The organism is Nocardioides solisilvae, assembly GCF_003194625.1.
Lineage (GTDB): Bacteria > Actinomycetota > Actinomycetes > Propionibacteriales > Nocardioidaceae > Nocardioides > Nocardioides solisilvae.
This window is the reverse complement of the sequence record NZ_QHKX01000002.1, coordinates 343,182-355,614: the sequence shown is the minus strand read 5'-3', so window position 1 is coordinate 355,614 and position 12,433 is coordinate 343,182. Positions and strand designations below refer to the sequence as shown.

The window sequence follows — 12,433 nt, the reverse complement described above, 5'->3', positions numbered from 1 at the left end:
CACCCCGGTCCCCACCTGGCTGCGGGTCGCTCACCAACCACAACTTCGCAAGGAGACACCACAGACGTGGCCGTCAAGATCCGTTTGAAGCGCCTCGGCAAGATCCGGGTGCCGCAGTACCGCATCGTCGTCGTGGACTCGCGCAAGAAGCGCGACGGTCGCGTCATCGAGGAGATCGGCAAGTACCACCCCAAGGAGGAGCCGTCGCTCATCGACGTCGTCTCCGACCGGGCGCAGTACTGGCTGGGTGTCGGCGCGCAGCCGACCGAGGCCGTCGAGGCCATCCTCAAGGTCACCGGTGACTGGCAGAAGTTCAAGGGCCTCCCGGGCGCGGAGGGCACCCTGCGGGTGGCCGAGCCCAAGCGGGACAAGCTCGAGATCTTCAACGAGGCCCTCAAGGAGGCCGCGAGCGAGCCCAAGGGCGGCGCCGTGACCAAGAAGGCCAAGAAGGACGACAAGAAGTCCGAGGAGAAGGCGGAGGAGAAGGCGGCCCCCGTGCCCGCCGACGAGACCCCCGAGGTCGCCGCCGACACCGCCGAGGCGGCCGAGGAGATCACCGCCGAGGACGCCGGCAAGAGCGAGGCCTGAGCATGCTCGCCGACGCCTTGGAGCACCTCGTCCGCGGGGTGGTGGACCACCCCGACGACGTCTCGGTCCGGGACAAGGAGCTGCGTCGGGGCTCGATCCTCGAGGTCCGGGTGCACCCCGACGACCTCGGCAAGGTGATCGGCCGCAACGGCCGGACCGCGACCGCGTTCCGCACCGTCGTCTCGGCCCTCGCCGGCCGCAACGGCGCGCGGATCGACTTCGTGGACGTGGACCGGAGGCGCTGACCGCGCGCCGACCGGCACCGCTCGTGCGTGGGCGCCACCCCTCGGGGGTGGCGCCCACGATGCATTTCGGGCGGTGCGCTCCCTCTACGCTGTGCGCGTGGAGAGCATCGACGTGGTCGTGGGCAGGATCGGCAAGCCGCACGGCGTCCGGGGCGAGGTGACGGTCGACGTCCGCACCGACGAGCCGGAGCTGCGGTTCGCGACCGGCACGGCCCTGCGGGCCGAGGCGCCGCGTGGCTCGGCCTCCCGGCTCGAGCGGCTCACGGTGCGCTCGTCGCGCTGGCACCAGGGGGTGCTGCTGCTGGGCTTCGAGGAGGTGTCGGACCGCAACGGCGCCGAGGCGGTCCGCGGCACCGTCCTGCACGCCGACCTGCCGGCCGACGCCACCCCGGAGGATCCCGACGAGTTCTACGAGCACCAGCTGGTGGGCCTGGCCGTCGTGGACGAGTCGGGGGAGCGGATCGGCACCGTCGCCGGCCTCGTCCCCGGGGCCGCCCAGGACCTGCTGCGGGTCACCGCCCTCGACGGGCGGGAGACGCTGGTCCCCTTCGTGGCCGCGCTGGTCCCCGAGGTCGACGTCGTGGCACGCCGGGTGGTCGTGGCCGACAGGCCCGGCCTGGTCAGCCCCTTCCCCGACGAGGCGTGACGTGCGGATCGACGTCGTCAGCATCTTCCCCGAGTACCTCGCACCCCTCGATCTGAGCCTGCCCGGCAGGGCCCGGGAGAACGGCCTGCTCGAGCTCGCCGTCCACGACCTGCGTCGCTGGACGAGCGACCGGCACCGCACGGTCGACGACACGCCGTACGGCGGGGGCGCGGGCATGGTGATGAAGCCCGAGCCGTGGGGCGCGGCGCTGGACGAGCTGCTGGCCGACAGCCCGGGCGCGACCGTGGTGTTCCCGACGCCCAGCGGGACCCCCTTCACCCAGGCCGAGGCGCGCGAGCTCGCCGGCCACCCGCACCTGGTCTTCGCCTGCGGGCGCTACGAGGGGATCGACCAGCGGGTGATCGACCACGCGGCCGAGGTCGCGCAGGTGCGGGAGGTCTCGCTGGGTGACTACGTGCTCAACGGCGGCGAGGTCGCGGCCCTCGCGGTGACCGAGGCGGTGGTCCGGCTGCTGCCGGGCTTCATGGGCAACCCCGACTCCCTCGTGGAGGAGTCGCACGAGGACGGGCTGCTGGAGTACCCGGTCTACACGAAGCCCGCGACGTGGCGCGGCCACGAGGTCCCGCCCGTGCTGCTGTCGGGCAACCACGGTGCCGTCGCCGAGTGGCGGCACGCGCAGGCGCTGCGCCGTACGGCGGAGCGGCGCCCCGACCTGCTGCACGCCAGCGCCGTCGTCGACGGCTGGGAGGTGGTCCCGGCGCGGCGCGGCGACGCCCCCGAGATCCTCACGCTGCAGCTGGCGTGCTGGGCTCGCGAGGCGATCCTCAACGAGGACCTCTCCATCCCCCCGCTGCACGAGGACCTGGCCGACGTCGAGGAGTCCGTCGGTTCGTGGGACACCTACGTCGTGCGCGTCGCGGGCCGCCTCGTGGGCTCCGTGCGCGGTCGCCGTGACGGGGAGACCTGGGAGGTCGGCCGGCTCATGGTCGCCCCCGACCAGCGGGGTCGTGGGCTGGGGCGCCTGCTCCTCGACCACGTCGAGCAGGTGGCCCCTGCCGGGGTGCGCACGGCGCGGCTGTTCACCGGCAAGCACAGCGCCGACAACCTGCGGATGTACCGGAAGGCGGGGTACCGCGTGGCCGAGGTGCTCGGCGGCCCGTCCGGCCCCGTCGTGCTCACCAAGCGGATTTCCCGCTGAGCCCGGCCGTCTGGCAGAATCCTTCCTTGGTCCTCACCGACCCAGGGTCGCCCCGGAGCACGCACGCGGGGGGCCTGCGCCGGCCGCCTGCCACAGGGGGTGCCGGTGCGCCGGTCGAGACGTGCGGACCGTCCGTGCACGAACGCAACCCGCGGCTGACCTGTGGCGATCGCGAGGAGAGAACATGACCAACGTCATCGCCGAGCTCGGCAACGCCATCAAGCGCGACGACGTCCCGGACTTCCGCGCCGGCGACACCGTCAAGGTCCACGTCAAGGTCACCGAGGGCAACCGCTCCCGTGTCCAGGTCTTCCAGGGCGTCGTGATCCGCGTCCACGGTGCCGGCGTCGGCCGCACCTTCACCGTCCGGAAGGTCTCCTTCGGCGTCGGTGTCGAGCGCACCTTCCCCCTGAACTCCCCGATCTTCGAGAAGATCGAGGTCGTCACCCGCGGTGACGTGCGTCGCGCGAAGCTCTACTACCTGCGCAACCTCCGCGGCAAGAAGGCCAAGATCAAGGAGCGCCGCGAGGGCTGATCCTCGTCCCGCACCCACCAGTCGTTAGTCTCTGGGCGTGACTGTCGAAGACCGCGATTCCTCCCCACCGTCCGACGGCGGGAAGGAGCCGCGGTCTTCTGCTTCCCGTCCCCGCAAGCACCTGCCGCTGTGGCAGGAGACCGCGCTCCTGCTGGGCGTCGCGCTGGTCCTGGCGATGGTGGTCAAGACCTTCTTCGTGCAGGCGTTCTACATCCCCTCGGAGTCCATGGAGCCCGGGCTGGTGGAGGACGACAGGATCCTGGTCCAGAAGGTCTCCTACTGGGGCGGCGGCGAACCGCAGCGTGGCGACGTCGTGGTCTTCAAGGATCCGGGCGGCTGGCTGACGGGGAGCATCGTGGAGCCGCCCGACAACCTCGTCGTGCGCGCCATGACCCGGATCGGCCTCTACCCGTCCGGCGGGCACCTGGTGAAGCGCGTCGTCGGGGTGGCCGGTGACGTCGTGGAGTGCTGCGACGACGCGGGCCGCATCTCGGTCAACGGGCAGCCGCTGACCGAGGACGACTACGTGAAGGACGACCCCGAGACCCGGTGCAACGGCCCGATGATCTCGTCGTGCGACTGGAAGGCGGGCCCCGTCCCCGACGGCCACCTCTTCGTGATGGGTGACAACCGCGGCGAGTCCGCCGACTCGACCCACAAGATGTGCCTGCCCGACGAGACCGACTGCGTCCCGGGCCGGGAGTTCGTCGACGCCGACCTGGTGGTGGGCAAGGTCTTCCTGGTGCTGTGGCCCTGGGACAACTTCCGGTGGGTGAAGCGGCCCGGCACCTTCGACGACGTGGCGGCCCACGGCGAGCGATGACCCTCAGCCCGAGCCTGCCACGAGGTGCCACGGTGCGGCGCGACGCCGGGCTCTACGGCTACGAGCGCGCGCTGGGCCGGGTGGGCCTGACCCCCGTCGCGGGTGTCGACGAGGCGGGCCGGGGCGCCTGTGCCGGGCCCTTGGTCGCGGCCGCCTGCATCCTTCCCGCAGGACGTCGGGGCGTCGTGCCGGGGCTCGCCGACTCCAAGCTGCTCACCGAGCGGGCCCGCGAGGCCTGCTACGAGCAGGTCGTCCGGCGCGCGCTGGCGTGGTCGGTCGTGGTCGTCGGCAACGAGGAGTGCGACCGGCTCGGGATGCACGTCGCCAACGTCGAGGCCCTGCGGCGCGCGGTGGCGTTGCTGGACCACCGGCCCGCCTACGTGCTGACCGACGGGTTCCCGGTCGACGGGCTGGAGGTGCCGGGGCTGGCCGTCTGGAAGGGCGACCGTGTCGCGGCCTGCATCGCTGCCGCCTCGGTGCTGGCCAAGGTGACCCGCGACCGCCTCATGGTGGACCTGGACCGCGAGTGGCCGGCGTACGACTTCAAGACGCACAAGGGGTACATCACCTCCGCGCACACCGCGGCGCTCGCCGAGCACGGGCCCTGCCCGGCCCACCGCCTGCGCTTCGTCAACGTCCGCCGCGCCGCGGGCCTCGAGCCCCCCGCCCCGGAGGAGGGGGACCGGCCCGGCCCGGCGTCCCGGGGCGAGGGTGGGGCGCCGGATAGGGTCGTGCGGAACCCCCACCACCAGGAGAGTCGATGAGCGCCGAGGATCTCGAGAAGTACGAGACCGAGATGGAGCTCACCCTCTACCGGGAGTACCGCGACGTGGTCTCCATCTTCAAGTACGTGGTGGAGACCGACCGCCGCTTCTACCTCTGCAACCAGGTCGACGTGAAGGCGCGCACGGAGAACGGCGACGTCTTCTTCGAGGTCTCGATGAGTGACGCGTGGGTGTGGGACATGTACCGCCCGGCCCGGTTCGCCAAGAACGTCAAGGTGCTGACCTTCAAGGACGTCAACGTCGAGGAGCTCAGCCACCAGGAGATGGACCTGCCCAAGGAGTGACTCCTCGGCGCACGCCTCGCGCCGGACGTTGACCTCATCTCCACGTTCTCCTGCGCGAGCCGCATTTTGTACCTAACATCGGGTATGAAGTCCTGCTGGAGGTGATGCCCATGAGTCCGCACGTCCTCGACCGGCGACCTTCGGCGCGACGACGTGACGAAGGCGGCGCGGCGGCCGTCGAGTTCGCCCTGGTGATGCCGATGCTGCTCCTCCTGGTCTTCGGCATGGTGCAGTACGGCCTCTACTTCTGGTCGGCGCAGGGCGGTGCCACCGCCGCCCGGGAGGCGGCCCGTCGCGCGGCCGTCGGCGACCTGGCCTCCTGCTCCGCCTTCCAGGCCGACGTGCGGGACCGCATCGACTCGCTGGGCGACGCCGGCGGCGCCACCGTCACCCGCACGTACACCAAGGGGGCCGGCAACTCCGGCACCGACGTGCAGGTCGGCGACCTGGTCACCGTCACCGTCCAGTTCACCAGCATCGACCTGGGCATCCCCCTCATCCCGTTCATGGACGACGGCCTGGTCACGCAGTCGGCCGACTCCCGGGTGGAGGGCGTGCCCGACGCCTCCGTGGGTGACTGCACGTGAGTCGGCGCCGCGACGAACAGGGGTCGGTCGCCATCTTCGCGGCCGGCACCGCCCTGCTCCTGCTGATGGTCGCGGCCGTCGCGACCGACCTGGGCAACGCCTGGGCGCGCGGGCTCACGGTGCAGAAGTCCGTGGACGTGGCCACGCTCAGCGCCGGTCACCTGCTGCCCCGGACGCCGGCCAACGAGCCGCAGATCCGGCAGGAGGTGGCGGACTACCTCAACAAGGCGGGCAACAAGGTCCGGGGCCAGGAGGACGTGGTCTCCGCGGCCCAGCTCGGCAACGGCGACCCGTCGGACGGTGAGGTCTCCTTCCCCGACGACGTGACCATGCGCGTGGTGGCGCCGCCCGCCACCGTCGACTACGCCTTCGCCGACGTGTTCGGCGTCGACGAGCAGGACGTGACGAAGGAGGCGACGGTGCAGGTGCGCACCCCCGTCCCCGCCGTCGAGGGAGTGATGCCGATGTGGGTGCCCGCCTCCTGCGTCTACGGTCCGCTCGCCGGCGACGTCGCGGCCCAGCCGGCCCCGGACGCGAGCCCGCAGTACACCAACCCCTCGCGGATCCAGGAGCACAACCAGCTCCGGGTGACGGACGTGTCGCCGGGCGCGGCGCCGTACGCGACCGCGGGCCAGCAGGTCGCCGTCACGATCGACAGGATCCCCTCGGGCCGCACGTGGGCGGTGCTGAGGTTCACCTTCGGCGACACCCAGTACGCCGACTACCAGGTCGCGCTGCCCGCCGGGGCGTCGACGGCGACCGTGAACGTGTCGCTGGACGCCCCGACGCACCGGTTCCCCGACAACTCCACGGTCAGCGACCCGACGAACACGTGGACCATCACGAGCACCGTGGGCACGTGGCAGGTCTGGGTCCTGGTCCCCGACACGTCGGGGACGGTCGCCCCCAGCGTGTCGAGCCACCCGCTCGCTCCGACCACCCTCCTGGTCAACAAGCCCGGCCGGGCCGGCGAGTTCGCCGTGACGGGAGGCGGCCAGGTCGGCTGCAACGAGCACCAGCGCGGCAACTTCGGCCAGCTCGACAGCCCGCGGCAGGGGATCATCCAGAAGCAGAAGGTCTACGCGTGGAACGTGGCCGAGGGCCTGGACCACGAGCTGGTCCCGTTCGACTCCCCGGCCAGCTTCGAGTGCGCCGCCGACGGCAGCCCCGCGGGCGCGCTGATCGACAGCGTGCCTCTGGACGGGCGCAACTGCCTGTACGTCGACCCGGGCAACGACCCCCAGGGACTGACCGGCGGCCTGCTCGGGGGCAGCGCCGGGGTCCCGCCGGGGAGCGGGCGGCTCGAGCGGCCCACCGACCCCGAGTGCGGGCGCTCCGACCTCAACCTGGGCGGTGGACGCACCTACAACAACGACACGCTGTCCTGCTTCCTCAAGGACGGCTACACGCTGTCCGACATCGCGAAGGACACCGGGGTGCCGGCCGACGCCCTCGACTCCCGGATCTACGAGTCCCCGCGGTTCTTCTGGGTGCCGGTGGTGTGGCAGGGCGACCGGATGCTGAAGAAGTACCTGGCGATCAAGACGTTCGCCCCGGTCTTCCTGACCGACGAGTCGACCTCGTCCGGCCCGTCCGCCACCAACGGGCTCACGCTCAACCCCGGCGGCAAGGTCCAGAGCATGACGATGTTCGGCTTCAACCCCGACGCCCTGCCCATCCCCCCGAACGCGGACACGGTCGAGTACCAGCCGGGTGCCCGCAAGGTGCTGCGCCTGGTCGACTGACCCGTCCGGGACGCCCGGACCGGGAGGCCCGCGCGGGCCGCTGGTCCTCCACAGGGGGCATGCGCACGCGTGTCGTCCACAGGATGCGAGGCGTCCACCCGCACCCAGGTGCCCCGGGGACCACCCTTGGCAGCGGAAAGGGGTGGGGGAGATGACTGGAGGCAGGGCCGTGGCCACGGGCCGCAACGCGGCGCTGGGGGCGTACGGCGAGGAGATAGCCGCGCGCCACCTGGTCGGGCAGGGCATGGTGCTGCTCGACCGGAACTGGCACGGGGAGTCGGGGGAGATCGACCTGGTGCTCCGGGACGGACGCACGCTGGTCGTCTGCGAGGTCAAGACCCGCACGAGCAACGCGTTCGGCACCCCCCACGAGGCCGTGACCCGGGAGAAGCTCCGGCGGCTGCAGCGGCTGGCCGCCCAGTGGGTGCACGCCCGCGGGGTGCATCCCGACGGCATCCGGATCGACGTCGTCGCGGTGATGCGGCCCCGCCGGGGCCACGCCACGATCGAGCACGTCAGGGGTGTGGACTGATGGTCGCCACCGCCTACACGTTCGTGCTGGAAGGGGCCGTCGGCCACCTCATCGAGGTGCAGGTCGACATCTCGCCCGGCGTCGTCGGCGCGACGATCGTGGGGCGTCCCGACGCCTCCCTGCTGGAGGCGCGGGACAGGGTCCGCATGGCGATCACCCACGGTGCGCCCCCGTGGCCCAGCACGCGCCGGGTGACGATCCTGCTCGCCCCGGGGGACCTGCCCAAGCGGGGGACCCACTTCGACCTCGCGATCGCGCTGGGGATCAAGGCCGCCGACGGCGGCGTGCCCAAGGAGGCACTGTCCGGGACCGTCCTCATCGGCGAGCTGGGCCTGGACGGCCGGCTGCGTCCGGTGGCGGGGGTGCTGCCCATGGTGATGGCGGCGGCCCGGAGGGGTTTCCGGCGCGTCTTCGTGCCCGAGCCGCAGGCGCGCGAGGCGGCGATGGTGCCGGGCCTCGAGGTGTTCGGGGTCCGCTCGCTGGCCCAGGTCGTGGCGCAGCTGCGGGGGGAGGAGGTGCCGGTGGCGGAGCCGGTCACGGGTCCCTCCGGCAGCCAGCTGCTCAGCTGGCGCGGCGAGGACCGCTGCGACGCGCTGGACATGACCGACCTGATCGGCATGGAGGACGCCAAGTTCGCCGTGGAGGTCGCGGCGGCCGGCGGGCACCACCTGCTGCTGTCGGGGCCCAAGGGGGCGGGCAAGACCAGCCTCGCGGAGCGCATCCCCGGGATCCTCCCGGACCTCGGCCGGGACGAGTCGCTCGAGCTCACCGCCGTCCGGTCGCTGTCCGGCCCGCTGGACCCGGTGGACGGCCCCTGCACCCGACCTCCCTTCCGGGCCCCGCACCACGACGCCTCCCGGACGAGCATCCTGGGCGGCGGCAGCGGACGGGTCCGGCCCGGCGAGCTGAGCCGGGCCCACGGCGGGGTGCTCTTCCTCGACGAGTTCCCGCTCTTCCGCGCCGACGTCATCGACGGGCTGCGACAGCCCCTGGAGAGCGGGGAGGTCCGGGTGGTCCGCGGCGAGGAAGCCGCGGTCTTCCCGGCGGGAGGCATGGTCGTGCTGGCGGCGAACCCGTGCCCGTGCGGGGAGTACCACCCGTCGGCGGGGCAGAACCGGTGCGACTGCCCCGAGGTGGTGCGGCGGGACTACCGGCGCAAGGTCTCCGGCCCGGTCACCGACCGCATCGACATCACCCGTCACGTGGCGCCCACGGGGCCGCGGGGCCGGGACCCGCTGGAGCGGCGGGAGGGCTCCGCCGAGATCCGGGAGCGGGTGGCCGGGGCGCGGGAGCGGCAGGCGGAGCGCTACGCCGGCCTGGCCTGGCGACTCAACGGCCAGGTGCCGGGGCACGTCCTGCGCGAGGAGTGGCCCCTGCCCGACGACGGCCGACGCCGGCTCGACGACGCCCTGCTGGCGGGGCGGCTGACCCGGCGCGGGGCGACCCGCGTGCACCGGGTCGCCTGGTCGCTGGCCGACCTGCGCGGAACAGGCGGACCCACCGACGCCGACGTGGACGCGGCGCTGCGCCTGCGCTCCGGTGACCCGCTGCCCGGCCGCCTGACGGCTGCCCGGTGAGCGCCACCGAGGAGGAGCGGCTGGCCCGGGTGGCGCTCAACCGGCTGGCCGAGCCGGGCGACCCGAGGATGGCAGGGCTCGTGACCGAGCTGGGCGCCGAGCGGGTCCGTGACCTCCTGCTCGCGGAGCGCTCCCTGGACGGGGTGCGGACCGACGTGGCGGCACGGCTCGCCTCGCTGGACCCGGCGGCGGAGCTGGAACGGGCGGACCGGGTCGGGCTGCGGTTCGTGGTGCCCGGCGACCGGGAGTGGCCGGTGGGGCTCGACGACCTGGCCCGCGCGGGGACGGTGGGCGAGCGCGGGGGAGTGCCGCTCGGACTCTGGGTCCGGGGGCGGGTCCGTCTCGACGAGCTCTCCGACGCGGTCGCCGTGGTGGGGTCCCGCAGCTCCACCGGCTACGGCGACACCGTCGCCCGGGACCTCTCGGCCGTGGCCGCCCGGGCGGGCTGGTGCGTCGTCTCCGGCGCGGCGTTCGGCATCGACCAGGCGGCGCACCGGGGAGCCCTGGCCGTCGACGGCCCCACCCTCGCCGTGCTGGCGTGCGGTGCGGACCGTGCCTACCCTGCGGCGCACCGCGGGCTGCTCGGGCACGTGGCCGACGCCGGGGCGGTGGTCTCCGAGAGCGCGCCGGGGTGCTCCCCGATGCGCGTCCGGTTCCTCGCCCGCAACCGCCTGATCGCGGCCATGGCCCGCGGGACGGTCGTGGTCGAGGCCGCCGTGCGCAGCGGCGCCCTGAGCACGGCGACCTGGACCGAGCGGCTGCAACGTCCGCTGATGGGGGTGCCGGGCCCCGTCACGGCGGCGGAGTCCCAAGGGGTGCACGAACGGATCCGCTCCGGGGCGGCGGTCCTCGTGACCGGCGGCCACGACGTGCTCGAGCTGCTGGGCCGCCCGGGCGAGCACCTGGTGGAGGTGCCGAGGGCGGAGCCCCGCCCCCGGGACCGCCTGACCACCCGGCAGCAGCAGGTGCTGGACGCGGTGCCGGTGGCTCGTCCGGCGGGGGCGGACTCCGTCGCCCGGACGGCCGGGATCGGGGTCCGTGAGGTGTACCGGGCGCTCTCGCTGCTCGAGCAGCAGGGGCTGGTCAGGCGGAGCCCCGGCGGGTGGACCCTCGACCGGGCCGCGCGAGCCTGAGCGCGGGCGGCGCCCACGGCTCCTACGATCCACCCATGAGCGCGACGGACTCCTCGGCCCTGCTGCCGGAACGGTGGGCCGAGGTGCTCGGGGCCTACGAGCGGCACCTCGCCGTGGAGCGGGACCTGTCCTCCCACACGGTGCGGGCCTACCTCCAGGACGTGTCGGGGATGCTCCAGCACGCGGCGCTGCTGGGCCACGAGGAGCTCGAGGAGATCGATCTCCGGACGCTGCGCAGCTGGTTGGCCAAGCAACAGACCCTGGGGCGTTCCCGGCGTACCGTCGCCCGCCGGGCCAGCGCCGTACGGCGGTTCACCGCCTGGCTCGCCAGGACGGGCCGGACGACCGGCGACCCGGGGGCGTCCCTGCTCTCCCCGAAGCTGGACCGCACCCTGCCCTCGGTCCTGCGCGCCGACGAGGCGGCCGACCTGATGCGCGTCGCGGCCGAGCGCGCGGACGACGGGACCCCGCTGGGCCTGCGGGACGCGGCCCTGCTCGAGGTGCTGTACGCCACCGGTGTCCGGGTGGGCGAGCTCGTGGGGCTGGACCTGGACGACGTGGACACCGAGCGCCGCGTGCTCCGCGTGCTGGGCAAGGGGCGCAAGGAGCGGGTGGTGCCCTACGGGCAGCCCGCCGCCCTCGCGCTCGCCGCCTGGACCGGGCGAGGGCGACCCGCGCTGCTCGGCGGGGCCTCGGGACCGGCCCTCTTCCTGGGCGCCCGCGGCGGCCGCGTCGACCCGCGGGTGGTGCGCTCGGTCGTCCACGCCCGGCTGCGGGACGTGCCGGGCGCCCCCGACATGGGCCCGCACGGCCTGCGGCACACGGTGGCCACGCACCTGCTGGAAGGCGGGGCGGACCTCCGCTCCGTCCAGGAGCTCCTCGGGCACGCCTCCCTGTCGACGACCCAGCTCTACACCCACGTCACGACCGACCGGCTCCGTCGCGCCTACCGCCAGGCCCATCCCCGGGCGTGACGCTGCGCCACCGGGCGCGGGTCGCGGCGGCGCCGCCGAGCGGGAGCAGGCGTACCCGCGCGCGAGCCACCAGGCTCAAAGGATCCAGGTAGGTCGTGCCCCGGCGCAGCCCCCAGTGCAGGCAGGCGGCCGGGTGGCAGTGCGAGAAGGGCAGGGTCAGGAGGCCCAGGCGGTCGCCCGCGCTCACCTCGGTCCCCACCGAGACGAGCGCGACCACGGGCTCGTAGGTCGTCCGGGTCGCGCCGTGGTCGACCACGACGGAGGGCTTGCCCGCGACCCGACCCGCGAAGGAGACGCGTCCGGCCAGCGCCGCCCGCACCGCCTGCCCGGGCCTGCCGGCCAGGTCCACGCCCCGGTGCCCCGCCTGCCACCGCTGCACCGGGGGCGCGAAGCCGGCCACCACCCTCGGCCGGGGGGCCAGCGGCCACGTCCCGGGCGACGGTTCGGCGGCCGGAGCGGCGGCCGGGGCGGCCACGGGGGCGACGGCCAGCACGACTGCCAGCACGACGGCCGGCACGGAGACCAGCGCGGAGACCAGCGCGGTGGCCCGCGCGGCGAGGCGCACGGCTGCGGGCGAGGGCGGGGCGGGGGAGCGGCGCATGCCGCGATCCTGGGTCCTCCGGACCCGCGCGAGGGAGAGGATGGGTCCGGGCTGGGGAGCGCCGCCGCCCAGGGCCTCCCGCCGGCCGGCTGGGGACGGCGAGCGGCCCGGTCGATTGGGCGTGCGCGGACGCGGAGGGATACTCTGCTCCCAGCAGCCCTCGCGGGCTGACTTCGCACGCTCGCAGACCGCGACGGGGTCGTCTCCTCAAGGCCCCGA

General features: G+C 73.9%; 15 protein-coding genes and 1 pseudogene. 15 read left to right on the top strand and 1 reads right to left on the bottom strand.

Going from position 1 to position 12,433, the window contains the following annotated elements; translation table 11 throughout:
• The first annotated feature begins 66 nt into the window (after positions 1-66).
• The 15 genes and pseudogenes from rpsP to DNK53_RS07640 all read left to right on the top strand — a co-directional run bounded on the left by rpsP (position 67) and on the right by DNK53_RS07640 (position 11,613).
• The gene (rpsP, locus tag DNK53_RS07705) at positions 67-588 is read left to right on the top strand and encodes a 30S ribosomal protein S16 (protein ID WP_110181727.1); all 522 of its coding nucleotides are present in this window, start codon (positions 67-69) and stop codon (positions 586-588) included.
• 2 nt (positions 589-590) lie between these two features.
• Positions 591-833 carry an RNA-binding protein gene (locus DNK53_RS07700; protein ID WP_110181726.1) on the top strand — a complete coding sequence of 81 codons (243 nt, stop codon included), beginning with the start codon at positions 591-593 and terminating at the stop codon, positions 831-833.
• A 97-nt stretch (positions 834-930) separates the two neighbouring features.
• Positions 931-1,479, top strand: coding sequence for a ribosome maturation factor RimM (gene rimM, locus DNK53_RS07695; RefSeq protein ID WP_204163811.1), 549 nt, complete (start codon positions 931-933; stop codon positions 1,477-1,479).
• Position 1,480: 1 nt separating this feature from the next.
• A pseudogene (trmD, locus tag DNK53_RS18020) lies at positions 1,481-2,155 on the top strand (tRNA (guanosine(37)-N1)-methyltransferase TrmD); the annotation flags it as partial.
• Positions 2,156-2,188: 33 nt separating this feature from the next.
• Complete coding sequence (locus DNK53_RS18015; protein WP_239456490.1) at positions 2,189-2,638, top strand: GNAT family N-acetyltransferase; 450 nt, start codon at positions 2,189-2,191, stop codon at positions 2,636-2,638.
• A gap of 184 nt (positions 2,639-2,822) precedes the next feature.
• Positions 2,823-3,173: a 50S ribosomal protein L19 gene (rplS, locus tag DNK53_RS07685; RefSeq protein ID WP_110181724.1), complete on the top strand. Its 351-nt coding sequence runs from the start codon at positions 2,823-2,825 to the stop codon at positions 3,171-3,173.
• 37 nt (positions 3,174-3,210) lie between these two features.
• Positions 3,211-3,996 carry a signal peptidase I gene (gene lepB / locus DNK53_RS07680; protein WP_239456417.1) on the top strand — a complete coding sequence of 262 codons (786 nt, stop codon included), beginning with the start codon at positions 3,211-3,213 and terminating at the stop codon, positions 3,994-3,996.
• Positions 3,993-4,760 carry a ribonuclease HII gene (locus tag DNK53_RS07675; protein WP_110181722.1) on the top strand — a complete coding sequence of 256 codons (768 nt, stop codon included), beginning with the start codon at positions 3,993-3,995 and terminating at the stop codon, positions 4,758-4,760. Before lepB ends, DNK53_RS07675 begins: the two co-directional genes overlap by 4 nt.
• Positions 4,757-5,065, top strand: coding sequence for a DUF2469 domain-containing protein (locus DNK53_RS07670; RefSeq protein WP_110181721.1), 309 nt, complete (start codon positions 4,757-4,759; stop codon positions 5,063-5,065). Before DNK53_RS07675 ends, DNK53_RS07670 begins: the two co-directional genes overlap by 4 nt.
• A 110-nt stretch (positions 5,066-5,175) precedes the next feature.
• A complete protein-coding gene (locus DNK53_RS07665; protein WP_204163810.1) occupies positions 5,176-5,652 on the top strand; it encodes a TadE/TadG family type IV pilus assembly protein in 477 nt (158 codons plus the stop codon).
• Positions 5,649-7,397 carry a TadE/TadG family type IV pilus assembly protein gene (locus DNK53_RS07660; protein ID WP_110181719.1) on the top strand — a complete coding sequence of 583 codons (1,749 nt, stop codon included), beginning with the start codon at positions 5,649-5,651 and terminating at the stop codon, positions 7,395-7,397. The genes DNK53_RS07665 and DNK53_RS07660 overlap by 4 nt, the downstream gene beginning before the upstream one ends.
• 151 nt (positions 7,398-7,548) lie before the next feature.
• Complete coding sequence (locus DNK53_RS07655; protein ID WP_110182378.1) at positions 7,549-7,929, top strand: YraN family protein; 381 nt, start codon at positions 7,549-7,551, stop codon at positions 7,927-7,929.
• Positions 7,929-9,506 carry a YifB family Mg chelatase-like AAA ATPase gene (locus DNK53_RS07650; RefSeq protein ID WP_239456416.1) on the top strand — a complete coding sequence of 526 codons (1,578 nt, stop codon included), beginning with the start codon at positions 7,929-7,931 and terminating at the stop codon, positions 9,504-9,506. Before DNK53_RS07655 ends, DNK53_RS07650 begins: the two co-directional genes overlap by 1 nt.
• A complete protein-coding gene (gene dprA / locus DNK53_RS07645) occupies positions 9,503-10,639 on the top strand; it encodes a DNA-processing protein DprA (protein ID WP_110181718.1) in 1,137 nt (378 codons plus the stop codon). Before DNK53_RS07650 ends, dprA begins: the two co-directional genes overlap by 4 nt.
• A gap of 35 nt (positions 10,640-10,674) precedes the next feature.
• Positions 10,675-11,613, top strand: a complete 939-nt coding sequence (locus tag DNK53_RS07640) for a tyrosine recombinase XerC (protein ID WP_110181717.1) — start codon at positions 10,675-10,677, stop codon at positions 11,611-11,613.
• On the opposite strand, the gene DNK53_RS07635 is transcribed toward DNK53_RS07640, so the two are convergent.
• Complete coding sequence (locus DNK53_RS07635) at positions 11,561-12,214, bottom strand: M23 family metallopeptidase (protein WP_110181716.1); 654 nt, start codon at positions 12,212-12,214, stop codon at positions 11,561-11,563. The two genes, DNK53_RS07640 and DNK53_RS07635, sit on opposite strands and share 53 nt — an antisense overlap.
• Positions 12,215-12,433: the final 219 nt, after the last annotated feature.